The sequence below is a fragment of the Micromonospora sp. LOL_023 genome, from assembly GCF_048060115.1.
Taxonomy (GTDB): domain Bacteria; phylum Actinomycetota; class Actinomycetes; order Mycobacteriales; family Micromonosporaceae; genus Micromonospora_E.
In genome coordinates this window covers 60,952-87,457 of sequence record NZ_JBHMIM010000010.1, presented here as the reverse complement: position 1 = coordinate 87,457, position 26,506 = coordinate 60,952, and the positions used below count along the sequence as shown (strand labels likewise).

Here is a 26,506-nt window from a genome sequence, read left to right as displayed (position 1 = left end):
TCAACCACGACGCTCGTCGACGAGGTGGCAGGCGGCCAGGTGACCGTCGCCGCGTACGGTGAGCGCCGGATCGTCGACGGCGCAGCGGTCGAACGCGGCCGGGCAGCGGGTCCGGAACCGGCAGCCGCTCGGCGGATCGGCGGGGGACGGCACCGCGCCCTGCAGGATGATCCGCTGGCGGGAGCGTTCGGCGACCGGGTCCGGCACCGGCACCGCCGACAACAGTGCCCGGGTGTACGGGTGGGCCGCCCGGGTGAACAGGGTGGCCCGGTCGGCGATCTCGACGATCCGACCCAGGTACATCACCGCGATCCGGTCACTGAGGTGCCCGACGGCGGCCAGATCGTGGGCGATGAACAGGTACGCCAGCCCGAGAGTGTCGCGCAGGTCCTCCAGGAGGTTGATGATCTGCGCCTGGATCGACACGTCGAGGGCGGCGATCGGCTCGTCGGCGACGATCAGGTCCGGCTCGCCGGCCAGCGCACGGGCGATCCCGATGCGCTGGCGCTGCCCGCCGGAGAACTCGTGCGGATGCCGGTTGGCGTGGTCCGGGTCCAGACCGACCAGTTCCAGCAGCTCACCGACCCGGTGCCGGCGGGCCACTGTGCCCTTGTGCAGGCCGTGCACGTCCAACGGCTCGGCGATGATCGCACCGACCGACATCCGCGGGTCGAGTGAGGCGTACGGATCCTGGAAGATCATCGTCAGGTGCCGGCGCATCGCCCGCATCCGGCGCAGACCGAGCGCGGTCAGCTCGACGTCGCCCAGGGTGACCGTGCCGAAGGTGGGCTCGACCAGCCGCAGCACCGCCAGCCCGGTGGTGCTCTTGCCGCAGCCGGACTCGCCGACCAGACCGAGGGTCTCGCCGGCGGCGATGTCGAAGCTCACCCCGTCCACCGCCCGCACCGGCCCGGCCGGGCGCCGGCCCATGCCGCGCTGCGGAAAGTGCACCTGCAGGTCGGTCACCCGCAGCAGCGGCCCGTGCTCAGCCATCCTGGCCTGCCGGTACGTCGTAGAAGCAGGCCACCCGGTGCCCGCCGGCGGCGACGGTCCGCAGCGGCGGCACCTCGCTGGCCGCCCGCTCGTCGTGCCGGTAGCCGCAGCGCGGGTAGAACGCGCAACCGGGCGGCAACGCCGTCGGGTCCGGTGGCTGGCCGCCGATGGTCGCCAGCCGGCGCGGCCGCTCGACGCCGACGCGCGGCACCGCCGAGAGCAACCCGATGGTGTACGGGTGCCGGGGTGCGGTGTACAGGTCGTCGACGCCGGCCTCCTCCAGGATCCGGCCGGCGTACATCACCGCGACCCGGTCGGCGATGCCGGCCACCACCCCGAGATCGTGGGTGATCCACACGACGGCGAGCCCGAGCCGTTGCTGCAGGCCGGACACCACGTCGAGGATCTGCGCCTGGGTGGTGACGTCCAGCGCCGTGGTCGCCTCGTCGGCGAGCAGCACCCGCGGCTCGCAGGCCAACGCCATGGCGATCATGACCCGCTGGCGCATGCCACCGGAGAACTGGTGCGGGTAGTTGTCGAGCCGTCGCCGGGCGTCCGGCAGGCCGACCTGGTCGAGCAGGTCGGCTGCCCGGTCCACGGCCGCCGCGCCGGTGGCGTGGCCGTGCAGCACGATCGGCTCGACCAGCTGCGACCCGATGGTCTTGACCGGGTTGAGCGAGGTCATCGGGTCCTGGAAGACCATCGCGATCTGGTTGCCCCGCACCCGGCGCAACTGTCGATCGTCGAGGGCCAGCAGGTCGGTGCCGTCCAGCAGCGCCTGCCCACCGACCTGGGCCGGCTCGTCGAGCAGCCCCATCACCGCCAGCGCGGCGACCGTCTTGCCGGAGCCGGATTCGCCGACGATGGCGAGGGTCTCGCCAGCGTGCACGTCGTAGCTGACCCCGTTGACGACGCGGGCGACGCCGCGCCGGGTGCCGATGCGCACCGTCAGGTCGCGTACCGACAGCACCGGGTCGCCGGTGCTCGGGGCGCCCGTCGGGTCGCCGCTCATCCGGCCTGCCCTCTCGATTCGATCACGGAGCGCTGCCGAGGGTCGAGCGCGTCGCGTAGCCCGTCGCCGACCACGTTGAACGCCAGCACCGTCAGGAAGATCGCCAGGCCGGGGAAGATGCCCATCCAGGGGGCCAGGTTGACGAAGTCGCGGCCCTCGGCGAGCATCCGGCCCCACGCCGGGTCGGGACGCTGCACCCCGAGGCCGAGGAACGACAGCGCCGCCTCGGCCAGGATGGCGAAGGCCAGGCTCAGCGACGTCTGCACGATCACCGGCGCGGCGATGTTCGGCAGCACGTGCCGGACGAGGATCCGGAGGTCGCCGGCGCCGACGGCGCGGGCCGCCAGGACGTACAGCTGGGTGGTGGCGACCATGGTCGCGGCCCGCACGATCCGGGCGAAGATCGGGGTGTAGACGATGCCGATGGCGATCATCGCGTTGGTGATGCCGGGTCCGAGGATGGCCAGGACGGCGATGGCGAGCAGGATCGCCGGGAACGCGAACAGTACGTCCATGGTGCGCATCAGCACGGCGTCGGTCGCGCCCGCGTAGTAGCCGGCGACCAGTCCGATCGCCAGCCCGGCGGCCAGCGAGATGCCGACCGCGACCAGCCCCACCTGCAGCGACACCCGGGCACCGACCAGCACCCGGCTGAGCACGTCGCGGCCCAGGTTGTCGGTGCCGAACGGGTGGGCGGGCGACGGCGCCGCCAGCCGGCCGGGCACGTCGATGGCGTTCGGGTCGTACGGGGCCAGCCACGGACCGACCGCGGCGACCACGGCCAACCCGGCCAGCACCAGCAGCCCGGCCAGCGCCAGCCGGTTGCGCAGCAGCAGGGTGAACAGTCGGCGGGTCACCGGTGCCGTACCCGGGGGTCGAGGTAGCTGTAGAGCAGGTCCACCAGGAAGTTGACGACGAGGAACATCAGCGCGATGGCCAGCACCGCGCCCTGCAACAGGCTGTAGTCGCGGCGCACCACCGCGTCGTACGCCAGCCGGCCCAGCCCCGGCCACTCGAAGATCACCTCGACGATGACGACGCCGCCGAGCAGGAAGCCGAGCTGCAGGCCGACCGCGGTGACGATCGGGATCCAGGCGTTGGGCAGCACGTGTCGGCGGACCGTCTGCCAGCGGGACAGCCCCTTCGCCCGGGCGGTCCGCGCGTAGTCCTGGTGCAGCGCCTCCAGCACCGCCGAGCGGACGAACCGGGTCAGCACCGAGCCGGAGATCAGCCCGACGGTCAGCGCCGGCAGCACCAGGTGCCGCAGCGCCCGCACCGGATCGTCCAATGGGGACACGTAGCCGGACGCCGGCAGCCAGCCCAGCACCAGGGCGAAGAGCAGGATGTACATGATCCCGCTCCAGAAATCCGGCACTGAGACCCAGAGCTGGCTGAACGCGGTGGCGACCCGGTCGATCAGCGATCCGGAGCGCACCGCCGAGATGATCCCCAGTGGCAGGGCGATCACCAGCGCGACGGTCAGCGCGGCACCGGCGAGCAGGCTGGTCGGGCCGAGCCGGGCCAGCAGCAGCAGGGTCACCGGCTCGCCGCTGCGGAAGCTGACCCCCAGGTCGCCGGTGAGCGCCCGGCCCAGCCACCGGAAGTACTGCACGACGATCGGCTGGTCCAGCCCGGCCCGGGCCCGCATCGCCTGGTACAGGCTTTCGTCGAAGCGGGTGCCCAGGGCCAGCCGGATCGGATCGCCGGGCACCAGATGCACGATGAGGAACACCGCGACGCTCACCCCGAGCATCGCGATCACCGCCTGCAGCGCCCGCCACAGCAGGAAGCGCGTCATCGCGCCGGCTCAGCCGCCGAGCCGTACGGTGCGCAGCCGGGTCTTGCCGTCGGGGTGCATCTCGACCCCGGACACCTGCGGCACCCAGGCCAGGGAGGCCTGTGGACTGTAGAGGTAGCCGTAGCTGACGTCGTCGATGATCAACCGGGCGGCCTGGTGGTACAGCGGTTTGCGGTCGGCGTCGGCGACGCTGGCCCGCGCCTGGTCGAGCAGCTGGTCGACCTGCGGGTTGGCGTACCCGTGGAAGTTGAACGAGCCGGTCGAGTGGTGCTGGGCGTAGTAGGCGTACTCGCCGTCGAGGTTGTTCAACCAGCCCAGGACGTAGCAGTCGTAGCTGCCGGCGCCCTGCTCGTCGAGCCAGCTGGCGAAGTCCAGGGTACGGATCTCGACGTCGACGCCGACGTCGCGCCACTGGCTGGCGAGCACCTCGGCGGCCGCAAGAGTGTGCGGGAACTCGTTGGTCAACATCAGGTCCACGGTCAGGTCGGTCACGCCCGCCTCGGCGAGCAGTTCGCGGGCCTGCTCCGGGTCGAAGCTGAACGGTGCGTAGTCGGTGGCCCAGAAGTTGCCCGGCGGCATCGCCGACTGCACCGGCGTGGCGGCGTCGAAGTACGCGGCCTGGGCGACCTGCTCCCGGTCGAGGGCGTAGGACAGCGCCCGCCGCACGTCGAGGTCGTCGAACGGCGCCCGGTCGAAGTTGCAGGTGAAGTACCAGTAGTCGTTGCTGGCCAGTTGGCCCAGCTCGACCGCCGGGTCGTCGCGCAGGGTGGCGACCTCCTGCGGCGGCACGTTGTTGGTCAGGTGCACCGCGCCGGTGCGCAGGTTGGTCAGCGCGGTCGTCGGCTCGGAGATGAACCGGAACTCGACCCGGTCGACGTGCGGTCCGTCGCCCCAGTAGTCCTGGTTGGCCTCCAGGATGATCCGGTCGCCAGGGGTGTAGCTGACGAACCGGAACGGCCCGGTGCCGATCGCGTCGGTGGTCAGTCCGTCGCCGTCGATCAGCTCGGGTGCGACGATGGCCATCCCCTTGAACCCGCCGACGTTGGCCAGCAGGTTCGGCGTCGGCTGGGTGAGGACGAATTCGACGGTACGGTCGTCGACCGCGCGTACCTCGTCGACGGTTTCGAAGCGCCAGGCGTTCGCGGCGGTCTCCGCGTCGGTGATCCGGTCGAAGCTGGCCACCACGTCGTCGGCGACGAACTCGCGTCCGTTGTGCCAGGTGACGCCCGCACGCAGGTGGAAGGTCCAGGTCAGCAGGTCGTCGCTGACCTCCCACTCGGTGGCCAGGGCGGGTTGGAAGCTGAGGTCGGGGGCCGGCTCGACGAGAGTGTCGTAGACGTTCTCCAGCACCAGGAACGTCGGCGAGGCGGTGGAGACGTGCACGTCCAGACTGTCCGGTTCACTGGAGATCGCCACGACCAGGGTGCCGTCGGAGGTGCCGTCCCCGCCGTCGGTCTCCAGGGATTCACCGGTCGTGCAGGCGGCCAGCGCGAGCACCGCGACGGCGGCGAGACCAGCGAGGCGGGTGCCCGCAGTATGGGCGGTATGTGCCGGCCGGTGCCGGTACGGGGGTGCCGGGAGGTTGTTCAACCGTCTATCTCCTACCTCGTTGTCGCCGTTGCGGGCTTGACGGGCTCGGTCGCGTGACGGGCCTGGGGCATCGCCGGATGAAAGGCCGACCCTAGTCGATAGGTCGATGGGTCACAACTCGACGACGTGTGGTGATCGTCGACGGTGAACGGTCTGGCCGTAGCCGTGGTGGAACGGTTCATAGCTGCCCTGGGGCGATTCGCCGCCCTTGACAGTCGGTGCAGGAGATTCATAACCTTCAGTTTGTTGTATCGTTTCATCCTCACCCGAGGAGAGCCCGGTATGAGCCGTCGTCGCCCCACCACCGCAAGCGCACTGATCATCGCGGCCTGCGTCGCCGGGTCGACCCTGACCGCCGCACCGGCAGCGGCCGCACCGGGCCACCCGGGCCACCCCGGTCCGGCGGGTGCCGGGCCCGGCACCGTCCAACTCGAACACCTCGACCGCGGCCTGGTCGCCGCCGCCACCAGCGACGGCGTGTTCCTCAGTTGGCGGCTGCTCGCCCACGAGGTCACCGGCCACGACGCCACCGGCATGACCGGCACCGACTTCCGCGTCTACCGCGACGGCCGACGCATCGCCACCGTCACCGACAGCACCAACTACCTGGACACCGGTGCCGCCGGCGCGGCCAGCTACCGGGTCGCGGCCGTCGTGCGCGGTGTCGAGGTCGACCGCGGTCGCGCCGTGACCCCCTGGTCGCAGACCTACCACGACCTGCCGCTGCGCCGCCCCGCCGCCGGGGTCACCCCGGCCGGCGAGGCGTACACCTACTCGGCCAACGACATGAGCGTCGGCGACGTCGACGGCGACGGCCGGTACGAGTTCGTCGTCAAATGGGACCCGTCCAATTCCAAGGACGTCTCCCAGGTCGGCTACACCGGGCCGGTCTACCTCGACACGTACCGCCTGGACGGCAGCCTGCTGCACCGGATCGACCTCGGCGTGAACATCCGGGCCGGCGCGCACTACACCCAGTTCCTGGTCTACGACTTCGACGGCGACGGCCGGTCCGAGATGATGCTCAAGACCGCCCCCGGCACCCGGACCATCACCTACCGGGCCGACGGCCGGGTCGCCACCACCCGCCACATCACCATGCCGGCCGCCGACCGCCGCGCCGGCTACGCGCACGCCGACGACTACCGGATGTCCGCCGACGACTACTACCACCACCTGGTGGCGATGTTTCGTGGCTGGCACACCCACCCCGAAGTCACCGCCGGGAACTGGCCGGCCACCCTGGAAGCGGCGTTCGGCATCGCCGACCGGTACGCCTACCCGTTGTCCCAGGCCGACGCCGAAGCCCTGGTCGACCACTTCATCGACGGGTACGCCCCCGCCCGCAGCACCCGCAACATGCTGCGCGCCTTCGAGGGGTTCATCGTCGACGGCCCCGAGTACCTCACCGTCTTCGACGGCGCGACCGGCCGGGAACTGCAGACGATCCCGTACCAGCCGGGCCGCCACGACGACGGCCTGATGTGGGGCGACTACGCCATGGCCCGCATCGAGCCCGGCAACCGAGTCGACCGGTTCCTGTCCGCGGTGGCCTACCTCGACGGTGCCCGCCCGTCGGCGGTCTTCGCCCGCGGCTACTACACCCGCTCCACACTTGTGGCCTACGGCTGGAACGGACGCCGGCTCACCCGGCAGTGGTACGTCGACAGCGGCTGGACGCCGATGACCAACCCGTTCAACGACTCCCCGCACGGCCGCGACGGCACCGACCCCGAATTCGCCACCATCACCACCCAGGGCCAGCACTCGATCAGCGCCGCCGACGTCGACGTCGACGGCCGCCACGAGATCGTCTACGGGGCGGCCGTCATCGACGACGACGGCAGCCTGCTGTACAGCGCCTTCGCCGAGCTGCCGCCGCCCAGCGCGGCACCGGGCACCATGGCCCGGCTCGGTCACGGCGACGCCATGCACGTCACCGACATCGACCCGGACCGGCCCGGACTGGAGGCGTACCTGGTCTTCGAGGGCGGACCGTGGGCGCCGTACGGGCACGGGCTGCTCGACGCCGCCACCGGCGAGGTGATCTTCGGCGACTACACCGGGGTGGACACCGGCCGCGGCATGATCGGCGACATCGACCCCGACCGGCCCGGCTTCGAAGCCTGGGCGGTCAGCGGCATCGGGCTGCGCGACGTCACCGGCGAACGGATCGACACCCGGACCCCGGGCACCAACATGAGCATCCGGTGGGCCGCCGACGGCACCACCCAGATCGTCGACGGGGCGATCGACCAGACCCCGACGATCGACGACTGGCGACGGGGAAGACTGCTCACCGCCGAGGGCACCCGCACCAACAACCATACGAAGGGCAACCCGGGCCTGGTCGCCGACATCTTCGGCGACTGGCGGGAGGAGTTGCTGGTCCGTACGGTCGACAGCTCGGCGATCCGGATCTACCTCAGCACCGAGGTCACCGGCCGCAAGATGTACACCCTGATGCACGACCCGCAGTACCGGGCCGAGGTGGCCCGCCAACAGACCACCTACAACCAGCCGTCGTACCCCGGCTTCTACCTGGCCGCCGACACCGATTTCAGCGAGGTGCCGGTGCCGGCGGGCCGCTGGGCCCCGTGCGCCGCGACCCCGCCCGGGGCACCCCGCTAGTCTGTGTCGCCGTGGGCAGACTCTGGCAGGGCGTGACCGCGACCGTTGGCCGACTGACCGGGCAGCGCGTCCCAACTCAACGGCGCCCGAGACCGGCGAAGCCGGCCCGACCCCGTCAGGTCGCCGCGCTGCAGCGCCGCCAGCTGTCGTACGCCCCGGAGCTCGACGGGCACGCCGACCCCGGCGAGATCGTCTGGACCTGGGTGCCGTACGAGGACGACCCGCGCCAGGGCAAGGACCGTCCGGTGCTGGTCGTCGGGCGGCACAGCCGCACTTTGTACGGGCTGATGCTGTCCAGCCAGTCCGACCGCGACGGCGACCGGCACTGGCTGGGGCTGGGCACCTGGGGAAACGACGGCCGGCCGAGTTGGATCCGGCTGGACCGGGTACTCACGATGCGTGAGGACAGCATTCGCCGCGAAGGCGCGATCCTGGACCGTGGCCGGTTCGACAAGGTGTGCCACGCGTTGCGGGCCGGCTACGGCTGGTCCTGAACGCCCCGGCGCCGACCTGCCGGTCGACCACAGTTCGCCGACACGTCACGAGACTGTGTCCTGCCGGCCCGCTGTCGGCCCGCATGATCGCGACATGATGACGGCATCATGAGGATCGTACGGCTGGCGAACTTTGTCACCGGCAGCTCCGGCGGGCTACGGACGGCACTTCGGGAACTCGGCGCCGGGTACCTGGCCGCCGGCCACGACCCGGTACTGATCGCGCCAGGGCCGGCCGACGCGGTCGAGGAGACCGGACAAGGAACGGTCATCACCGTCGCGGGCCCGGTGGTGCCCGGCACCGGCGGCTACCGGGTGCTGCTGGCCCGGTCCCGGGTGCGCCGGCTGCTCGCCGACCTGGCCCCGGACCGTATCGAGGTTTCCGACCGCACCACGCTGCGCTGGACCGGCCAATGGGCCCGGCGCGCCGGCGTACCGGCGCTGATGGTCTCCCACGAGACCCTCGACGGGCTGCTGCGGCTGCCGTTCGGTCGCCGGCCCGGCGCCGCGCGGCTCACCGACCCGGTCGCCGACCGACTCAACGCCGCCACCGCCGCCAACTACGACAAGGTCGTCTGCACCACCGGCTGGGCGGCCCGCGAATTCACCCGGATCGGCGCGGACAACCTGGTCCGGGTGCCACTCGGCGTCGACCTCGACCAGTTCCACCCCGGCCGGCACGACCCGGCGGTCCGCGAGCGCTACGCCCCGAACGGCGAACTGCTGGTGCTGCACTGCGCCCGGCTGTCCGCCGAGAAATGCCCCGAACGGGTGCTGGCCGCACTGGCCGAGCTGCGCCGCCGCCGCGTACCGGCGGCCGGGGTGATCGTCGGCACCGGGCCCCGCCAGTCCGGGCTGCGCGCTCAGGCCGCCGACGCCGGCCTCGACGTGCACTTCGCCGACTACATCGGCGACCGCGACGAGATCGCCCGGCTGCTCGCCAGCGCCGACGTGGTGGTGGCCCCCGGCCCGGTCGAGACGTTCGGGCTGGCCGCGTTGGAGGCGTTGGCCGCCGGCACCCCGGTGGTGGTCGCCGCCGAGAGCGCGCTGCCGGAGGTGATCGGCGACGCCGGCCTGGCCGCCACCGGCGGCGGCACCGGGTTCGCCGACGCCATCTGCGCCCTGGCCGCCCGACCGGTGCCGGCCCGCCGGCTGGCGGCCCGCCGCCGCGCCGAGCTGTTCCCCTGGTCGGCGGCGGTCGCCGGCTTCCTGCGCGCCCACGAGAACGCATCGGTGCTGTCCTCCCGGCTGGCGTGAATCACCCCGGACGGGGGAATACCGGCGGTATGAGTGACCACGTGATGGTGTTCGCCCCGGCGCCGGTGCTGTCGGTGACCATCGAGCAGCAGGCCGACGTACTCGAACTGCATCTGCACGCCGGCGGGCAGGGAATCTGGCAGGCGCGGAGGATCTCCTCGCTGGGTGCCCGGGTGGTGCTCTGCGCCGCCGTCGGCGGCGAGGTCGGAGCGGTGCTCAGCAAGGTCCTCGACGACGAGGACATCGAGCTGCGAATGGTGCCACGCCAGTCCAGCAGCGGCTGGTACGTCCACGACCGCCCCGACGGCAGCCGCGAGGTGGTCGCGGAGAACCCGGGTGCACCGCTGGTCCGCCACGACCTCGACGAGCTGTACGGGATCGCCCTGGCCGAGGGAATGCGCGCCGACGTCGCCGTGCTCAGCGGCCCGGCGCATCCCGACGTGGTCGACGACGACGTGTACCGGCGGCTCGCCAGCGACCTGCGCGCCAGCGGTGCTCAGGTGGTCGCCGATCTGTCCGGCGGGCAGCTGGCGGCGGTGCTGGCCGGCGGGGTGTCCTTCCTCAAGGTCAGCCACGAGGAGGTCATCGACGCGGGTCGGGCGGCCGACGACAGTGTCGACGCGCTGGTCCGCGCCGCACACCAGCCGCGCTCCGACGGAGCGGAAGCCGTGTTGATCAGCCGGCACTGGCGTTGATCGACGACGACGTGGTCGAGGTGCGGGTGCCCCAACTGGAACTGGTCGACCACCGCGGCGCCGGCGACTCGATGACCGCGGGCGTGTCGGCGGTCCTCGCCCGGGGCGGCAGCCTCGACGAAGCCGTCCGTACCGGTGCCGCAGCCGGCGCGGTCAACGTGACCCGGCACGGGCTGGGGACCGGCCGCGCCGAGGCCGTCCGCGAGCTGATTGGCCGGGTGGAGCTGGCACCGGCGACGTGACACCATGCGCTCGGGTCGGCCTGTGTCGCTCGCCCTACAGCGGCTGGTGTGACAGCGTTGATCCGGCTCGGCATCGACTTCGGCACCTCACACACCGTCGCGGTCGGCCGGGACGCCCTGCACCTGGCGCAGGCCCATCCGTCGCGCTTCGAGCCGTACCCGAAGCGATGCGTCGACGACGGCGTCGTGCTGCTCGGCCAGGACGAGATCACGGTGCAGCGGCTGATCGGCGCGGTCATCGGCCAGGTCGCGTTCGAGGCCGCCCGGGGTCGCCGACGCGCCGGTGACCGAAGCCGTCGTCACCTGCCCGGCAGCCTGCCCGTCGGCCGCGCGCTGTGGTGCCGGGGAGTTGGAGGTCAAGTGGTCGGCGCGTGCTGCGACTCGCTGAGGAGCGTCTGCAACCGGTCCCGGCATCGCAGCAGGAGTCCGGAGATCTCGTCGAAGGTCGCCGCGTCGACCCGGCCATTGTCGAACCACATCGCGCGCACGGCCGCCTGGCCCTGCAACAGGTATGCCCCGGCTGCCTCAACTAATGCGACGAACTCGTCACGATGGTCGGCGGCGGCGAACTGGACCGACCCGCGTGCGGCCCGCAACGGCTCGCCCGCCTTGGCGAAGACCGCGGTGGGATCGCCGCCTGCTTGATCAGCGCCGACCCAGGCGAGGAGATACTCCAACTCGGTCGCGGCCAACGTCAGCCGGCCAACCGCCAGGACCGTCTCATCGTCAAGTTGCCGCATCGGCCAACCGTAGCGGAATCAACACCGACCCCGACCGAGGCTGGCCCGGCCCGGCGCCAGAGACAAGATCAATGTGAGCGTCAGAGACCCTAAAACAGAGGTTTAGGGTCTCTGACGCTCACATTGATCTTGGGTGTTTGACGCCGCGTCGGGGTCGGTCAGCGCAGGGCGGCGACCGCGTGGGCGTGGGTGCCGGGGCTCAGCCGGGCGGCGACGCGGGTCAGGGCCCGGCCACCGGGGCGGGCGACGAGGTGGAAGTGCGAGACCATGACCGGATTCAGGTCACCGCCCCAGACCACGGTGCCGGCGCAGTCGACGAGGATCTCCCGCACGACGGCCTCCTGGTGTGGCCACAGCGGTTCGCTGCCGCCCAGCGGGTACGCGGTCGGGTGCAGCGCGACGGCGGTGCCGGAGAGATAGTTGGACTCGAAGTCGGCCCGTACGGTGGCCCGGTCGGTGCGGTGACCGGCGATGCCGCCGCCTTCGCCGGTGTCGACCGGCGCGATCTCGTAGTGCCAGCGGCGGGCGACATGCAGCAGCACCGCTGCGGCGGGGCCGCTGCGCAGCGCCACCGAGGCGGCGGAGCCCTCGACCCGGTGGGTGGCGACGGCGGCCGGGTCGATCCGCCAACCGTTGGCGGAGACGCCGCGGGTCCAGCCCCGATCGGCCGCGCGGGCAGGGTCGCACGGGGTCAGGGTGAGTACCCCGACGCTGGCAGCGCCGCCGAGCAGGCTACGTCTGGTGATCATCTCGGGTTCCTCACTCGCTCACAGACCGGGTACGAGGGCGGAGACGCCGGGGTCGGCTCCGTCGCGCCAGACGTTGTGGTCCAGACCCCAGCCCGGCTGGAACGCGTACTCCCGGATCTGGTTGAACGACCAGTTCTCCGGCAACGGGAAGCCGAGATTGCCGGAGTAGCCCCAGGACATGCCGGAGACCATCGACCATCGGGCGCCGACCTCGCGTGACACGCGGATGCACACGTTGCGCGAGCCGTAGACGCCGAACTGGTACCGGCCGCCGAGGTCGGCGAGCGCGGCCTGCACCCCCCGGAAGTACGGCTTGACGCCGCTGTCGATGTCGATATCCAGCGCGTCGAAGTCGACCGCGAAGTAGATGCAGGTGCCGGCAGGGATACGGTGCTCGACTGCCTTGAGATGGGCGATGCGGCCCTGATCGTACCCCTTGGTGTAGGTGAAGTTGGCCAGCTCGGTGCCGTTGTACTGGAAGATCGGGAAGAACCGCAGGCCGGCGTCCAGAATGGTCTGCGGCTCGCCGGGCTTGAGCGCCTTGCCCAGGAAGTACGGGTCCGTCGGCGGCAGGTGCTCGTCGAGGTAGCGACCGACGATCCGGTAGCCGGCGGCCATCAGTTGTGCGCCGCGCGCCGCGGTGATCTCGGTGATGCAGTCGCAGCCGGTGGCCGGCCGGTCCACATCACCGCAGGAGACAAGCGCCTGGGCCCAGGTGGCGTAGTCGTTGGTGGCCGTCACCGGCAGTTGCGAGAACCGCTGGAAGGCCCGCAACCACTCCAGGTGGGTCGCCGTCTCGGTGTCGGTGTCGATGTCTTGCGGCCGGTAGTCCAGTGGCACCTGCGGGTTGCCCGGCAGCATGGTGGGTGAGTTGAAGTAGCACGCCGAACGGAACAGGTAACGCAGGTCGCCGGTGAGGCGACCGGAGCCCACGCTGCGCAACGCGGCCTGGGTGCCGGGCCCGAAGTTGCCGTTGATCCCGCTCAGCGGGAGGCCGATCTCGTACTGGACGGCCATCATGAAGCCCTGCTGGACGTCCCGGGAGTAGATCCCGTCGCACGGCACCAGGATCATCGCCGGGATGCCGACGCCGGCCACGTACCGGGAGTTCAGCCGCTGCTGGATGCGCCTGATGGTGGCGTCACCCTGCGGCACCAGGCGGAACTGGTCCATCCGTAGCATCGCCCTGGCTATGTGCGGCCACATCGTCCGGCGCGACTGGAGGTTGGAGTACGACAGACCGGCGTCGGCGTAGAGCTGGCCGAACGCGGTCTCCGAGTCGCTGCTCCAGATCGCCTGGTTGGTCGTGGCCCAGTAGCCCTTGCACCACAGCGCGGCGTTGTAGATGCGCACCAGGTTGGTGTTGGTCTCTTCGGCGGGCAGCCTGTTGCGCGTCCTGACGGCGTTGAAGGTGCCGGGACCGAAGTTCTGGACCGTGGGGGAGATGCCGAGTTCGTACTGCAGTCCCTGGGTCAGTGAGAGCACGGTGGGCCAGCCGGTGTAGCCGTCCTCCGGGCACCTGATGTATCCCGGCACGCCGGCGTAGGTGGCGTTGGCCCATCGCTGCGCCGTGAGTACGTGGCTGTCCGCCAGGCTGGTCCGTGGCATGCTGAAGTCGATCTTGTCAGGCATCAAGTCCCCCGTGCTGCCGTCCGATGCGCTGACGATACGGTTCGGGTGCCCATTTGTAAATTGTCTGTCGTCTATCTGTATCGCGGTGCCCGGGGCGACTGCTATCGGCGCGACCGCCGCAGCCACGGATGCGCTGGCCGAGGCGGCACTTCCGGGGGGGTACGGTGCCAGTGTGCCCAGGACCCGCCTCGATATTGACCGGATCCGTGCGGCCCGCGACGTGATCGACCCCATGTTCCGGGACACTCCGCTGTACCGGTGCGATGCGCTGGGACGCGAGCTCGGCTGCACGGTGAGCATCAAACTGGAGACGGCGAACCCGGTCCGCAGCTTCAAGGCCCGGGGCACCGAGCTCGTCGCGAGCCTGCTGACCGGGCAGGGCCACACCGCTGTGGTGTGTGCCAGCGCCGGCAACCTCGGCCAGGCGCTCGCCTGGTCCGGCCGCAGCCGTGGCCTCGACGTGACCGTGGTGGCAGCACGGCAGGCGCCTGCCGCCAAGCTCGAACGGATCCGCGCGCTCGGTGCCGAGCTCGACCTGGTCGACGGCGACTTCGAGATGGCCCGTGAGCGAGCTGCCGCGATCGCGCGATCGCGCGGTGTTCGACTGGTCGAGGACAGTCTCGACATCGAGACCTGCGAGGGTGCCGCGACGATCGGCCTTGAGCTGGCGGGTGCCGGCGCCGACTTCGACGCTGTGCTGCTCGCCCTGGGCGGTGGCGCGATGGCGACCGGCATCGGACACGTCCTGAAGACCCTGGCACCCGGCGTCGAGGCGATCTGCGTACAGCCGGTGGGTGCACCGGCGATGACTCGCTCCTGGCATGAGCGCCGGGTCGTCAGCACCGAATCGGCCGACACCATCGCCGACGGGGTCGCCGGCCGGCACCCCATCGCCGCGGTGCTGGGCGATCTGCTGGTGGTGGCGGACGACGCCGTTCTCGTCCAGGAGGCGTCGATCATCGCGGGCATGCGGCTGCTCCTGGAGCACACGGGCCTGGTCGTCGAGCCCTCCGCCGCCCTCGGCGTCGCCGCTGTCCTGGAAGACCGGGACCGTTTCGTCGGTCGTCACGTCGTGACGGTCATCTGCGGCGGCAACGTGGACCTGGACGCTTATCACCGTTGGGTTCACCGGTGAGATTCCGGGCGGCGTTTCCAGACCACCACCATGCCGGCCTTCGGCAGGATCCAGTCGTCGACGGAGACCCCGACGAAGCGGGTCGTCTGCAGGCTCGGGGCGTACTCGACCGAGGCCGGCCGGGTCGAGCCGAAGAAGTCGAGCGCGCGGACCCGCTCGACGTCGTCCACCGCCACGCTCACCGAGTAGGTTGCCGCGAACGTCGGCTTCGGCACCTCGAAGCTGAGTAGGTTGCCGTCCGCGAGAACTTTCGCGTTGAAGGAGTACTGCACGAAAACGTCGGACCGGTCGGCGAAGTCGTCGACCGGGGCGTGCGCCACGTACTCGCGCTCCGCGTCGTTGCGCTGGAACTCCACCGACTGCCCGCCGAAGTTGACTGCCAGCAGCTCGAATCCCGCAGACCAGTCGTCGTCGAACTCGCCGGTCGACGGCAACCGCCACACCGCGCCCATCTCTTCGGCGCGCAGGAACCGGTCGTACTCGTCCTGCCAGCGTGCCACCTTGAAGGCGAACCTGGTCCGGCTGACGTTTGTCGTGTGATATCCGAACTGGAAGTAGACGTCGTAGTAGTCGAACTTGCGCCCACTCGAGGTGGCCGAGTCGACCCGGTAGATCTCTGCCCGGACCACCAGGTTGCGCCACAGCTCTCGAGACTCGAACACCCCGGTCCGTAGCTTGCGGGCGATCACCGCGCCGAGTTCCGGGCTTCCAGTACGCAGCCGCGCCGCATTCTCGATCACGCGGTCGAGCTCGGCCGGGGCCAGATTCAGTCCGTCCAGGCTCTGGCTGGCCGCCAGCGAGGCGGCGACGGCGCTGCGAACCGAGCCCTCATGTTCCCGCATCGTCCAACGGACCTGCTCCACAAATCGGTCTTCGGCGATCTGGTTGAGCAGCACCTGGAACACGGTGATCACCAGCCCGGTCTGGAACAGAGCCACGCCGATGTCGTAGAGCCGCAACCGGGCCAGCAGTCCGGTCGGGTTGGTGACGGTGATACCGCCGGCCGCGTCGGTGGTGATCGACGGCCCAGGGGCCGGGGACACCAGGATCAGGATGATTCCCAGCGTGATGGCGAGCAACCCGAGCAACATACCTCGGCTGCGGTAGAGGTCCGCCAACGTCGCGGCCAACGACCGGCCCGGTCGCCTCGGAGCGTCACGCCCACCACGGATCCGATCGGTCATCCGAGGGCCCACGTAGACGGGAGGTCTGCCGGCGGCAGATAACGTAGGACCGGTCTGCCGGTCTGTTGCCCGATTCGCAGATAACGCTCCACATTCGAGTACGCGATCCGGTCGTCGTCAGCGACGAACAACGCAGACTCGGCCCCGAGTCGTCGCAGTACAGGGTTGCCGGCCGGTGGCGGCACCTGAGCGGTACGGCAGACCTCGTCGAAAGTGCTGCCTTGCCTGACGTGTCGCAGCAGGTGGCACTCGAACGGGGTGAAGACATGAGCCGGCATGAACCCGCAGGTGAAGATCTCCAGGACGCGGGTGGTGTCGTCGTCGAACCCGTCTCGGGGCAGGTCGAGTTCACGGTATCCGCCAGCCTGGATCGTCGCCTCGGCCGCATGGATCGCAGCCCGACCCCGCCGCACCAACTCGGCCAGCCCTAGCAGGCCGAATTCGCGGTACAGCAGGAACGCCTGCCGGGTGTGCTCGCGGTACGCCGCCCAGACGCGTGGCCGATCCGCTCCGTGCCGGCCATGGAGAAGGATGTTGAGGACCGCGTCTGCCCCGATCACCGCCGAACCGGCGTAGCAGGTGCCGATCACCTCTGCGATACCTTCCTCAAGCCCCATCGCGTAGATGTGCGGATCCACTGTGCCAGTCACCGTATGGACGACCTCGTGGGCATAGAGTGCTTCGCTGTACAGCGGCCGAAGCCGGTCCTGGCGGAACCACACACCGCGGGCGATGCCAAACCGCTCCTCGTCCTCCGCGTCAGGGGCGAAGGCGGACCATTCGAAGGAGTCGAACGGGACGGGGAAGCGGTCCACGATCTTCGGCGGTGCCGACTCGACGTCGAGGCCGATCTGGCCCAACTGTTCAGCTATGGCCGGTGCCGCAGCCTCGATGCCGGCCTGCGCCGGTGCCAGCTCCGACCGCTGACCGTCGAGGACGGCCGCGATTTTGTCCATGTCCTCTGCCAGGAGACACCACGCGGCCGACGTCTCGTCGACGAGCTCAACTTCGCCGCGCAACTCCGCAGTAACTAGCTGGATTCCGGTGACGACCTGGTCTGTCGACGTCGGCACGATGTCCCGCAGGAGCCGCTGCATCGCGGACATTGTCCGCTCCAGGTTGGCAGTTGATAGACCTGACAGGTAGGCCCCGTAGTAAAGGTAGTCTGTGATCTGTGCCGACACGCTATACTTTCTCCTAGTTGGGGTAAATTGATGCTTTCCTACGCGGGATCCGGTTGGCTATCGTGCTGGTCCGCGAATCCTGCGTAGCTGCCTCATCCGCCGCCACTGTTGCCACTTATCCAGCCACCGTCATAACGCATCGTCACCCTCCTTTCGTGATCCTGGGTAGAAATTGTCGACAGGAGTCCGTGAGTCCCGTCGCAGTCCGCTCGATCTGATGTCTGAGATTGCTGGATGCCATGTCGGCGCCAACGGACACGGCGTGTTGTAGGCATTCAATTGCGGCCTCCACCAGTGCCGTAGAGGTCCTTTCTGAAAGTCTCCCAAGTTGCCGCTCGACCATCTTCTCGTCTGCGGGGTCGAACGCGGTCGCTGCGGTGAAACGGGCCTGGTAGCCTGCGGTTTCGGCTGTCACGAAGGGTCGGAGAAGCTCGCGAAACATGGCGTATGCAGTCGCGACCTGCGGATCGGAGAACTGATAGTAAAAGCGGTAGTTTTCCTCGTAGAAAACGATTCCATGGCGACGGTAGTGGTTGGTCAAGGGTGCGCCAGGGTGCAGCTCTAGTCGGTTCGTCACCCTGCTGTATGTGCCGATCCGTAGATCGTGCAGAAAGTTCAGATTCTGCTCGAGTCCACTGACGGTGCTGAGCGGATGGAACATGATGAATCCGACGGAGAAGTCGATACGTAGTTCACGGAGCAGGGCGACGGCGTGTCTGACCTGACTATTTGTGGTACGTTTGGCAAACAAGCGGATATCGGAGTCGTTCGCTGCCTCGACGCCGATCAGCACATGTCGTAGTCCTACCTGGCGTAGGTCTGTCAGCAACTCCTCGTCGAGTTCGTCCACCCGGCATTCGATGGAGAATCGAATATCCAGCCGGGATGCTCGGAGTAACGCAATGAAGATCCGGGCCCGATCTACCCCGCGCCCGTCTCCGCCGAGAAAGTCGTCATCGACGATGCTGACCGCAGTGATGCCCATATTATTCAGTTGAACCAGCTCGCGGACTATATTCTCGGCAGATCGGTGTCGCCACCGTGGCAGCGAATGGTAGCGGTTGCCATAGTTTCCCGACTGGCAGAAGCTGCAGTGGGCGGCACATCCCCGGCTGGTGGACATCGCGACGTGGCCTACTGGCGGCGTGTCGCCAGTGTGGGCACGGTAAGGGAAGGGCAAGCTGTCGAGGTCCTCGACAGGCGGTCGGGGCCCGGTCTGGTGTAGTTGCCTGTCGCGGCGGATCACCAACCCTGGAACGCCTTCGAGTGGACTGCCCGACATCAGGCTGCCCCAGAGATCCTGAATGGTGATGTCTGCCTCGTCATGAGCCTACTGACCTGGCTCGGCATGGGAATGGCGCACTCGTCGATCACCTGAACATCGGCACCGACCGTACGCAAAGAAGCGGCCACCGAGCGCAGTCCAAGACTTTCCGCGCTCAGGTAGGTCCCGTGGTCGTAAGCGGGTGCCATGAGCACCGCGCGGGGTCCGCGCCGCACGCTCATGGTGGCCTCCGCGAGCAGGTCCATATGCGACAGTGTGTCAGGCGTGTGAGGTGACTCCAAAGTCATCTTTGCTCTACTGTGAATTGTGCAGACTTTCGCATTGCGGACAGCGGCCCACGAGGAACCCGTCGCGTCGTCTCCCGTCGCGCCGCTTTCTCGGCTAGATGTGGACTGCGCGGTCGGGGTGAATCTAGCACCTTGTGCGTCTAATGTCCGTAATCCGGGTGGTGTGTCGGATCATCAGAGACGGGCACGGGTGCGGCGGCAGACATGGCGAGGCCCGGAGAGCTGTCCTGTCTCCGGGCCTCTGGGCTGCCACCCATTTGCTGTCGCCAGCACGTTTAAAGGGACGGATCACTCTTCATGACGCTGGGTTTTGCCCTTAAACTATCGCGCCACGTGGAGGCGCGAGCTGGAATCGAACCAGCATCCAGTTGTCCCTGTCCGTCCCTTCTCGACCTGGCGACCGGTGGCGAATGCTGAGCGTGGAGCGAGAGTCTGAGATGTCAGGCGACTGCCTCTGCCAGTTGGGCTACCCCGGTGCGGTCTGGTACCGGGGGCGGGACTCGAACCCGCACTGGGACCGCTTTGTCAGCTTCTGCGTCAGCTTCAGCTTGGTGCTCCTTCGCCCTCACCCGGGTGGGAACCCGGACTTCGGGCATCCCCCGGGGCTCATTCCGGGAGAGACTGTGAGGGTATCGCGACAGCCGGTCTACGACCCTCCGAAGAGGTAGCCGAAGACCGCGTCGCCGATCCGCTGGTCGGTGACCTCGGCGCCGTTTGCCTCCTCGCGGGCGAACTTGACCGCCGTCTGCAGGGTGGCGATCCGGTCCAGCAACTCGTTGACCCGACGGGCCGGCAGCGCCCCGGAGAACTTCACGGTCGTCCAGTAGCCGACCGGGACGTCCTCGTAGTAGACCTCGACCTGCGCCGGGTGCTTCTCGGTCGCTTCGGCCTTGACGTGGTTGCGGGGCACCTTCTTCGTCTTGACCGTCCGCACCGGCTCGGTACGCCACGAGTCGGTCGACTCGTCACGGCTCCACGATTCGGCGGCGTCCAGCACCGGCAGCTTCTTGACGAAGGTGTGCAGGTCGACCAGCTGCTTCTCCAGGAACAGCAGATACGACACCGGCGCGGCGGCGACGAGGGTCCGGCCGTCGACCACCACATCGGCGGTGGCCCGGGTGTTCGCCCAGTCCTTGGTCGCGGTCACGTCGAACAGCCGGGTCAGCGTCTTCGCCACGTCCCGCATGACCTGCTCGGCGTGCACCTGCACCCGGGTCGACTCGGGCGGGAACTGCTCGCCCTCCTCGTCCTTGGGCTGGTAGGTGCGGGAGATGCCGGACAGCAGCGGCTGCTTCTGCACCGCGTGGTGCGCCTCGGTCAACTCCGCGAAGGACTTGCTCTTGACGCCCTTCTCCACCGCGATGATCTGGTTCAGCTTGGTCACGGCGATCATGATCGCAGGCGCTGTCAAACCGGTCGAGCCGATATCGCACCACCGCCCGCTTCCGGTTCCCGGCGGTGGCGGACCAGCGGCACCAGTGCAGGTGGGAAGGGTGTCCCAGGCGTACCTGCATGGCGGATTGCATCGATCATCGTCACATGCTTGAATTCGGCTCAGTCGCATCGGGAGCAGTGCGAGTGGCTCGACCCGAGTCGAGAGGGCAGCCAGGTGGTTCGCCGCCCGGCATCGGGCAATCCTCTCCGCAGTCAGGTCATCCGTCCCGGGTCGCACCGTGCCTTGTGGCCTGCTGGCCGCTGGCGACGTTCTCCCCCCAGTTCCGCGAGCCGGTGGCGAACGCGTACCCGTCGTTGCGACCTGGCGGATTCGCTCAACCGAAGGAGTTCGTAGATGTTGCACCGACTCGGCGCACTACTGGCCGCCACGACCATCACCCTCGCCGGCTGGGCCGGCGCCGCCCAGGCGCAGGTCGTCACCCCGTCCCCGGGTCCGACTCCGACCGTGGCGTGCCCGCCTGTGCTGCCGCTCACCGGTATGGTGACCGGGACGACTCAGACCAGCGTGACGGTCACGTACTCGATGATGTTGGTTGGTCCACCGTGTGGCTACACCCTGCCGATCACGGTGACCCTGTTCGCCAGCCGGGCCGACGCCCAGCAGTGGCGCGACCCGGTCGCGGCGGCGGTCTCCGGCCCGCAACGCTACGGTGACGTCACCCTCGACGGGCTGGTTCCGGACACCGAGTACTGGTTCCGGTTCAGCGACGGCGAGGGCCGGCGGGACGTCTACACAGTGGGGGGACCTGCCCGGACCCTGCCGGTGGCCGGCTGCGTCGCGTCCGCCGTGGTGGATGCCGCGTGGGCCGGCGGGTTCGTCGGCACCGTCACCGTCCGCAACATCGGTACGGAGCCGATCCACGGCTGGCGGGTGTCCTGGCAGTGGCCGGGCGACGAGCGTATCCAGGCCGTCTGGGGTGGGGAAGCGGGCGGCGACGGCGCATCCGTCGTCGTGCGTAACGCCGCCTACAACGGCACGGTCGCGCCGGACGGTACGGTGACCTTCGGCTTGGTGGTGGCGACCAGCCGCTCCGCCGTGGCCCTCACACCGGCCTGTTCGGCATAGGCAGCCTGCGGCCGACGACTTCTTCCCATCCTCCTAGGATGCAGTACGGGTGGTGCGCCGGCTCACCCGAACCGCGCCCTTCCCACCGATCTGTTCGGCGAAGTGGCAGCCCGGAAGCGGGGGTGCCCGAGGAGCGATCCTCGGACACCCCTCGCCGGATCAGGGCTTGCTACGCGGGGAGTCCGGGCCCAGCGTGTCGATGAACTCGTGTGTCCCGGTCAGCTCGCTGGTCATCCGGGCCTGCTTGGCCTGGGCGGCCATCGCCTCGGTGACCACGTCGGCCGACACGCCGGTCTGCTCCGCCGCCTCGACGACCTTGCCGTACGCCTGCTCGGCCAGCGTCAACGCCCGCCGGTAGTCGTGCGCGGACAGCGCCCGCTGCGCCGCGCCGAGGAGCAGATCGGCCTGCCGCAGCTTGCCGTGGGCCCGGCCGGGCCGGTCCCCGTCCAGCACCGCCCCGGCCAACTGGTTGGCCGCGTCGTTGTAGGCGGCCGTGAGGAACCGGTCGCTGTTGTCCCGGTCGAACTGGCTGAAGTCCCAGTTCAGGTCGATGTAGCTCATCATCGAGTTGACCTGGTCGCCGGACCAGGCGAAGAAGAACTCGTCGGCCGGGCCGTAGTCGACACCGGTCTCACTGTCGTAGCCGTCGTGCGGGTGGCTCATGCCCAGGTGGTGGCCGACCTCATGGATCAGGGTGGTGGTCAGCCCGTAGCCCGCCGCCACGATGTCCGGGGAGACGAACGCGAAGACGTACGACTGCGTACCGTCGGTGTAATTGTCGTCGGCGAAGCCCAACGCCGGCACCGGGGTCCCGGCCGGCAGCGCGTAGCTGAAGATCGGCATCTCGTAGTCGACCCGGTCCCGGTCGTCGAGCACCCGGTCGAGTTCGAAGGTGTTCTGCAGATAGAAGTTGGCGAACGGTTCGTAGCCCAACTCCGGGTAGCAGGACTCGTCATCGTCCATCAGCGCGAAGTAGCAGCGCCGCGCCTCACCCTCGAACGGCAGATCCTGACTGTCGTAGTCGAGCACGTTGCGCCAGCGCAGCTCCTTGAGCTCCCGCTGCAGCAGCTGTTCGTCGACATAGGTGGCGGATGCGTCGACGCCGCTCCATCCCTCGTAGACATTGCTGTCCAGGTTGATCGACTCCGGCGGGGTGGCGGTCGGTAGCTCCGCCGGGTACAGCGGCGAGGTGGTGAACAGCAGGTTCAGCGCCACGTACCGGGTGATCAGGCCAAGGTCGCTGGCGAGCGCGGCGGGGGAGCGGTAGCCGTTGGCCGCGTACTCCCAGACCGGCGGCATCCGGTAGTCCTCGACGCCGTTGCCGTCCAGGTCCGGGTCGTCGACGTTCCAGTTCTCCGTCCACGACTCGGGGCCGGCGGACAGGTCGTGGAACCAGATCCGGCGGGTGGAGCCGAGCCCGTTCTCCTCATCGTCGGCGGTGGTGCCACCCCACGCGGAGATCTTGCGACTGTCCCGCTCGGCGCCGAAGTTGTAGCCGGTGTCCGGGTCGGGTTCGTTCGTCTTGGTGTAGACGTGGAACTTGAAGTCCGAGCGGCCGAACCAGTTGATGAAGAAGATGGTGTTCCGCCGGGTGTCGACGCCCGCGGGAGGGTTGAGCGCCAGCCAGCGTTCCACGCTCGGCGCGTCGATGTGGTGGTTGTCGGTGATCGTGGTGACCTTGCCGGTCTGCTCGTTGTAGAGATCCTGGTACACGGTGAGCGGAGCCGGCGTCGCCAGGCGGGTGAGCTCACGGAAGAACCGGTCGGTGTACCGCCGGTCCGCGTACTTGAGGTGGTAGTCGTAGGTGTATGTCAGGCCGAGCTTCTCCACCTCGTCGTACCACAGCCGGGAACGGACCACCGGCTCGTAGCGCTTCGGCAACTCGTCGAGGTACGCCGACCGTTTCACCTGGGCCTGGCTGTAGCCGAGGAAGACCACGTTGACCGGGACCTTCTCGGTGAGCTTCGGCGAGCCGCCCGGATCGAGATTGGCAAAGCGTGGCCCGGCCGCCTGGCTGGCCGGTGCCACGGAAATGATCATCAGCAGGGCGGCGACGGCCGCTAGCAGGGTTGCCGCTGTGGACCTCGGCGCTGACCTTGTCGACATCCGTTTCCCTTCGTTGGCGATCGGTGGCCGCCGGTCCGGCCGCCCACCCGACGCGGCGGGCGCGCCTCGCCCTCCGCTGTGGACACGGTGTCATCGATCATTGGCGCTGTAAATCGGCCGACGGGGGAAGTTGGCGGACGACCGCCCGGGCGGCCGCCGCGACGGTTGAACCGGTTGGCGGCCACAGCCGTATCCCGGGTTGACGGCGGGTGGTCCGCCGCCGACGCTGACGCAGGAGGCGACGTTGGGCGAGCGGGAACGCGGCTATCGGCGGGTCACGATGCTCACCGGTGGGCTCGCCGCGGTGAGCATCGCCGGGACGCTCGGCGTCGCCGTGGCGGCACACGCCGAACACACCGCGGAGCAGGACACCTATGTGCCGACCAGCCCGGGTGAGGTCGTTCCCGGCGCCGTCGACGACCCGCAGCCGGGCAGCGACGGGCAGGCGACCACACCCGAGAATGCACCGGCGGATCAGCCGGCCGGCGATCCGGCCGTGGCTGATCCCGACCCGGTCGATCCGGCTCCGGCGGCGGAGTTCCCGCCGGTGACCGACGGCGGCGACGAACCCGGCCAGGCCACCTCCGGCGGGTCGTGACCCGATGCCGCTGCTGGAGACCCTGCCGGTGGGCGAGGACTGCGTCCAGTGGCAGGTGTGGGGGACTCTGGCCAGGGTGGTGGTGACCGATCCGACGGCGACGTCGGCGGCACGAACCATCGTGGAGGACGTACTGGCCGCCGTCGACGGTGCCTGTAGCCGATTCCGACCCGACTCCGAGCTGGTCCGGGCGTGCCGATCCGGCGGTACGCCGGTGCCGGTCAGCCCGCTGCTGGCCGGCCTGGTATCGGTCGCCTTGCGGGCGGCCAGTGAAACCGACGGGGACGTCGATCCGACGGTGGGCGCCGCGATGTGCCGGCTCGGCTACGACGAGGACCTGCGGTGGGTGACGCTGAACGGCCGTCCGGGGATCGCCACCGACGCCCCGGTGCCGATGATCGACTGGCGGCAGGTCCGCCTGGACGGCTCCGAGCTGACCGTGCCCGACGGCGTACAGCTGGACCTCGGTGCCACCGCCAAGGCGTGGGCGGCCGACCGCTGCGCACGTGACGTGGCCCGGCGGTGCGGGGTCGGTGCGCTGGTGGCCCTGGGCGGGGACATCGCCACCGCCGGTCCCGCCCCGGACGGCGGCTGGCGGATCCGGGTGCAGGACACGCCGGGTGACCCGTACTGCGTGGTCAGCTTGCCGGCTGGTGGGGCGCTGGCCACGTCGAGCACGGTCAGCCGGCAGTGGACCGCCGGGGACGCGACCATGCACCACATCGTCGATCCGCGTACCGCGCTGCCGGCCGCGCGGCGGTGGCGCAGCGTTTCCGTGGCCGCGTTCAGCTGCGTACGGGCCAACACGTTGAGTACGGCGGCGCTGGTACGCGGCGCGGCGGCCCCCGGTTGGTTGGCCGGTGTCGGCGCTCCGGCCCGGTTGGTGGCGGTGGGCGGTGCGGTGCGGACTGTCGGAGGCTGGTCGGCGAAGGAGGAGGCGCAGCGGTGACGGAAGCTGGGTGGTTCGTCGCGCGCGGTACCGGGGTGATGGCACTCATCCTGCTGTCGGTGGTGGTGGTGCTCGGTGTGGGCAGCCGGTCCGGACGGCCGGCGTTCGGCCTGCCCCGGTTCGCGGTCAATTTGGTGCACCGCAACGCGGCGCTGCTGGCGATCGCGTTGCTCGTCGTGCACATCGTCACGCTGTTGTTCGACCCGTACGCCAAACTGCGGGTGTACGACCTGTTCGTTCCGTTCGGTGCCGAGTATCGGCCGCTGTACATGGGCCTGGGCACGCTGGCCAGCGACGTGATGCTGATTCTGGTGGTGACCAGCCTGCTGCGCCGGTATACCGGGATCCGGCTGTGGCGGGCGCTGCACTGGCTGGCGTACGCCTCCTGGCCGGCGGCGTTCGGTCACTCGATCGGCACCGGTACCGATGCCGGCGAGGTCTGGATGTTGGCGGTCGCAGCCGGTTGCCTGCTCGCGGTGCTCGCCGCGCTCGGGTGGCGGGTGATGCTGTGGCTGCGACCTCGTCCCCGGCAGGCCGCTGCCGGGGCGGCAAGCCGTGGTCGGCCGCCGGAGCTCGCCGCCGGCGCGGTGGGGCGGGCGCGGACAGGGGAGGCCGCCGACGGTTCGTCGCCGCTCCGTCAGGCGTGGGAGACGGCGGGCGACACCAGGGTACGGCCGGGGCAGGACTGGTCCTACCCGGGCGCTCCGGTTGGGTGGGGATACGACGCGGCTCCGGTGACCGGCGGATACGGTGCGGCTCCGGTGGCGACGCAACAGCCCAGCTATGCGACGAGCCCCAGCCTGTTGGACATGTACCGTAAGCCGACGCCCGGCCATCAGCCGGCAGAGACCGCCGGCCCGAGCGAGCAACCGTTCCCGTCGACCCCCGCCAAGCAGACCTATCCGCCCGAGCGCCCGGCGTACGTCGGCGGTCAGCCCGACTACAGCCGTCAGCCGGACTACGGCGGTCAGCCCGACTACAGCCGTCAGCCGGACTACTCCGGTCAGCCCGACTACAGCCGTCAGCCGGACTACTCCGGTCAGCCCGACTACAGCCGTCAGCCGGACTACGGCGGTCAGCCGGACTACACGACGCAGCCGGACTACCGTGGCTGGTCGGACGACGGCGGGCCGGCGTACTCCGCTGCGGCCTCGGCGGTCGGGCCGGCCTGGTCGGAGGAGGACCGGTACCAACCGGCCGCCGAGTACGTCGCCATGTATGGCGGCGGCTACCAGGCCGCCGATCCTGGTGACGGGTACGCCCAGCCGGTGGATCCGGTTGATCCCTACGGTGCGCCGTCGGCCGACACGGGCGGGCAGCCATGGCCCGCCGGGGGTGACCACCGACGCTTCGACGAACCCAGCGGCTATCGTGGTGACCCACAAGCGGTCTCCTCAGGGTGGCGCCGTTAGGGAGTGACGACA

At 69.6% G+C, this 26,506-nt stretch carries 23 protein-coding genes and 1 pseudogene; 9 read left to right on the top strand and 15 right to left on the bottom strand.

Annotated features, from left to right (window positions below; translation table 11 throughout):
• The 5 genes from ACFHVL_RS07855 to ACFHVL_RS07835 are packed head-to-tail and all read right to left on the bottom strand — an operon-like array spanning nt 1 to nt 5,300.
• On the bottom strand, nt 1-993 hold the full coding sequence (locus ACFHVL_RS07855) for an ABC transporter ATP-binding protein (protein ID WP_416626571.1): 993 nt from the start codon (nt 991-993) through the stop codon (nt 1-3).
• Entirely contained in the window at nt 986-2,005 is a 1,020-nt protein-coding gene (locus ACFHVL_RS07850) for an ABC transporter ATP-binding protein (RefSeq protein WP_416626569.1), read from the bottom strand. Before ACFHVL_RS07850 ends, ACFHVL_RS07855 begins: the two co-directional genes overlap by 8 nt.
• Nucleotides 2,002-2,862: an ABC transporter permease gene (locus ACFHVL_RS07845; RefSeq protein WP_416626568.1), complete on the bottom strand. Its 861-nt coding sequence runs from the start codon at nt 2,860-2,862 to the stop codon at nt 2,002-2,004. Before ACFHVL_RS07845 ends, ACFHVL_RS07850 begins: the two co-directional genes overlap by 4 nt.
• Nucleotides 2,859-3,803 carry an ABC transporter permease gene (locus ACFHVL_RS07840; protein ID WP_416626567.1) on the bottom strand — a complete coding sequence of 315 codons (945 nt, stop codon included), beginning with the start codon at nt 3,801-3,803 and terminating at the stop codon, nt 2,859-2,861. The genes ACFHVL_RS07845 and ACFHVL_RS07840 overlap by 4 nt, the downstream gene beginning before the upstream one ends.
• A gap of 9 nt (nt 3,804-3,812) precedes the next feature.
• Nucleotides 3,813-5,300 (bottom strand): ABC transporter substrate-binding protein, encoded by a 1,488-nt coding sequence (locus ACFHVL_RS07835; RefSeq protein ID WP_416626630.1) that lies wholly within the window; start codon nt 5,298-5,300, stop codon nt 3,813-3,815.
• A gap of 375 nt (nt 5,301-5,675) precedes the next feature.
• Here ACFHVL_RS07835 and ACFHVL_RS07830 point away from each other — a divergent pair, with 375 nt between their 5' ends.
• The 4 genes and pseudogenes from ACFHVL_RS07830 to ACFHVL_RS07815 all read left to right on the top strand — a co-directional run bounded on the left by ACFHVL_RS07830 (nt 5,676) and on the right by ACFHVL_RS07815 (nt 10,712).
• Entirely contained in the window at nt 5,676-8,024 is a 2,349-nt protein-coding gene (locus ACFHVL_RS07830) for a rhamnogalacturonan lyase (RefSeq protein WP_416626565.1), read from the top strand.
• 32 nt (nt 8,025-8,056) lie between these two features.
• Nucleotides 8,057-8,518, top strand: coding sequence for a type II toxin-antitoxin system PemK/MazF family toxin (locus tag ACFHVL_RS07825; protein WP_416626564.1), 462 nt, complete (start codon nt 8,057-8,059; stop codon nt 8,516-8,518).
• A 108-nt stretch (nt 8,519-8,626) separates the two neighbouring features.
• On the top strand, nt 8,627-9,775 hold the full coding sequence (locus ACFHVL_RS07820) for a glycosyltransferase (RefSeq protein ID WP_416626563.1): 1,149 nt from the start codon (nt 8,627-8,629) through the stop codon (nt 9,773-9,775).
• A 29-nt stretch (nt 9,776-9,804) separates the two neighbouring features.
• Nucleotides 9,805-10,712, top strand: a pseudogene (locus ACFHVL_RS07815) (1-phosphofructokinase family hexose kinase).
• A gap of 87 nt (nt 10,713-10,799) precedes the next feature.
• Here the strand turns inward: ACFHVL_RS07815 and ACFHVL_RS07810 are convergent.
• The 4 genes from ACFHVL_RS07810 to ACFHVL_RS07795 form a co-directional block, all read right to left on the bottom strand.
• A complete protein-coding gene (locus ACFHVL_RS07810) occupies nt 10,800-11,072 on the bottom strand; it encodes a hypothetical protein (protein ID WP_416626562.1) in 273 nt (90 codons plus the stop codon).
• On the bottom strand, nt 11,069-11,452 hold the full coding sequence (locus ACFHVL_RS07805) for a hypothetical protein (protein WP_416626560.1): 384 nt from the start codon (nt 11,450-11,452) through the stop codon (nt 11,069-11,071). Before ACFHVL_RS07805 ends, ACFHVL_RS07810 begins: the two co-directional genes overlap by 4 nt.
• A gap of 158 nt (nt 11,453-11,610) precedes the next feature.
• Nucleotides 11,611-12,201, bottom strand: coding sequence for a hypothetical protein (locus ACFHVL_RS07800; protein WP_416626559.1), 591 nt, complete (start codon nt 12,199-12,201; stop codon nt 11,611-11,613).
• Nucleotides 12,202-12,219: 18 nt separating this feature from the next.
• Nucleotides 12,220-13,833, bottom strand: a complete 1,614-nt coding sequence (locus ACFHVL_RS07795; protein ID WP_416626558.1) for a glycoside hydrolase domain-containing protein — start codon at nt 13,831-13,833, stop codon at nt 12,220-12,222.
• Between the two features lie 172 nt (nt 13,834-14,005).
• Between ACFHVL_RS07795 and ACFHVL_RS07790 the strand changes: the two genes are divergently transcribed.
• Entirely contained in the window at nt 14,006-14,968 is a 963-nt protein-coding gene (locus ACFHVL_RS07790; protein WP_416626556.1) for a threonine ammonia-lyase, read from the top strand.
• On the opposite strand, the gene ACFHVL_RS07785 is transcribed toward ACFHVL_RS07790, so the two are convergent.
• From ACFHVL_RS07785 to ACFHVL_RS07765, 5 genes are all read right to left on the bottom strand, one after another.
• Nucleotides 14,959-16,152 carry a hypothetical protein gene (locus ACFHVL_RS07785; protein WP_416626554.1) on the bottom strand — a complete coding sequence of 398 codons (1,194 nt, stop codon included), beginning with the start codon at nt 16,150-16,152 and terminating at the stop codon, nt 14,959-14,961. The two genes, ACFHVL_RS07790 and ACFHVL_RS07785, sit on opposite strands and share 10 nt — an antisense overlap.
• Nucleotides 16,149-17,249 carry a hypothetical protein gene (locus tag ACFHVL_RS07780; protein WP_416626552.1) on the bottom strand — a complete coding sequence of 367 codons (1,101 nt, stop codon included), beginning with the start codon at nt 17,247-17,249 and terminating at the stop codon, nt 16,149-16,151. The genes ACFHVL_RS07785 and ACFHVL_RS07780 overlap by 4 nt, the downstream gene beginning before the upstream one ends.
• A gap of 229 nt (nt 17,250-17,478) precedes the next feature.
• Complete coding sequence (locus ACFHVL_RS07775) at nt 17,479-18,459, bottom strand: B12-binding domain-containing radical SAM protein (protein ID WP_416626551.1); 981 nt, start codon at nt 18,457-18,459, stop codon at nt 17,479-17,481.
• A 158-nt stretch (nt 18,460-18,617) separates the two neighbouring features.
• A complete protein-coding gene (locus ACFHVL_RS07770) occupies nt 18,618-18,866 on the bottom strand; it encodes a hypothetical protein (RefSeq protein WP_416626549.1) in 249 nt (82 codons plus the stop codon).
• Nucleotides 18,867-19,554: 688 nt separating this feature from the next.
• Nucleotides 19,555-20,292 carry a hypothetical protein gene (locus ACFHVL_RS07765; protein WP_416626548.1) on the bottom strand — a complete coding sequence of 246 codons (738 nt, stop codon included), beginning with the start codon at nt 20,290-20,292 and terminating at the stop codon, nt 19,555-19,557.
• A gap of 405 nt (nt 20,293-20,697) precedes the next feature.
• Between ACFHVL_RS07765 and ACFHVL_RS07760 the strand changes: the two genes are divergently transcribed.
• Nucleotides 20,698-21,429 carry a cellulose binding domain-containing protein gene (locus tag ACFHVL_RS07760; RefSeq protein ID WP_416626546.1) on the top strand — a complete coding sequence of 244 codons (732 nt, stop codon included), beginning with the start codon at nt 20,698-20,700 and terminating at the stop codon, nt 21,427-21,429.
• Between the two features lie 159 nt (nt 21,430-21,588).
• On the opposite strand, the gene ACFHVL_RS07755 is transcribed toward ACFHVL_RS07760, so the two are convergent.
• Nucleotides 21,589-23,469 carry a hypothetical protein gene (locus tag ACFHVL_RS07755; protein ID WP_416626544.1) on the bottom strand — a complete coding sequence of 627 codons (1,881 nt, stop codon included), beginning with the start codon at nt 23,467-23,469 and terminating at the stop codon, nt 21,589-21,591.
• A 310-nt stretch (nt 23,470-23,779) separates the two neighbouring features.
• On the opposite strand from ACFHVL_RS07755, the gene ACFHVL_RS07750 reads away from it, so the two are divergent.
• The 3 genes from ACFHVL_RS07750 to ACFHVL_RS07740 are packed head-to-tail and all read left to right on the top strand — an operon-like array spanning nt 23,780 to nt 26,494.
• A complete protein-coding gene (locus tag ACFHVL_RS07750; protein ID WP_416626542.1) occupies nt 23,780-24,133 on the top strand; it encodes a hypothetical protein in 354 nt (117 codons plus the stop codon).
• A 4-nt stretch (nt 24,134-24,137) separates the two neighbouring features.
• Entirely contained in the window at nt 24,138-25,082 is a 945-nt protein-coding gene (locus ACFHVL_RS07745; RefSeq protein WP_416626541.1) for an FAD:protein FMN transferase, read from the top strand.
• Complete coding sequence (locus ACFHVL_RS07740) at nt 25,079-26,494, top strand: ferric reductase-like transmembrane domain-containing protein (protein WP_416626539.1); 1,416 nt, start codon at nt 25,079-25,081, stop codon at nt 26,492-26,494. Before ACFHVL_RS07745 ends, ACFHVL_RS07740 begins: the two co-directional genes overlap by 4 nt.
• Nucleotides 26,495-26,506: the final 12 nt, after the last annotated feature.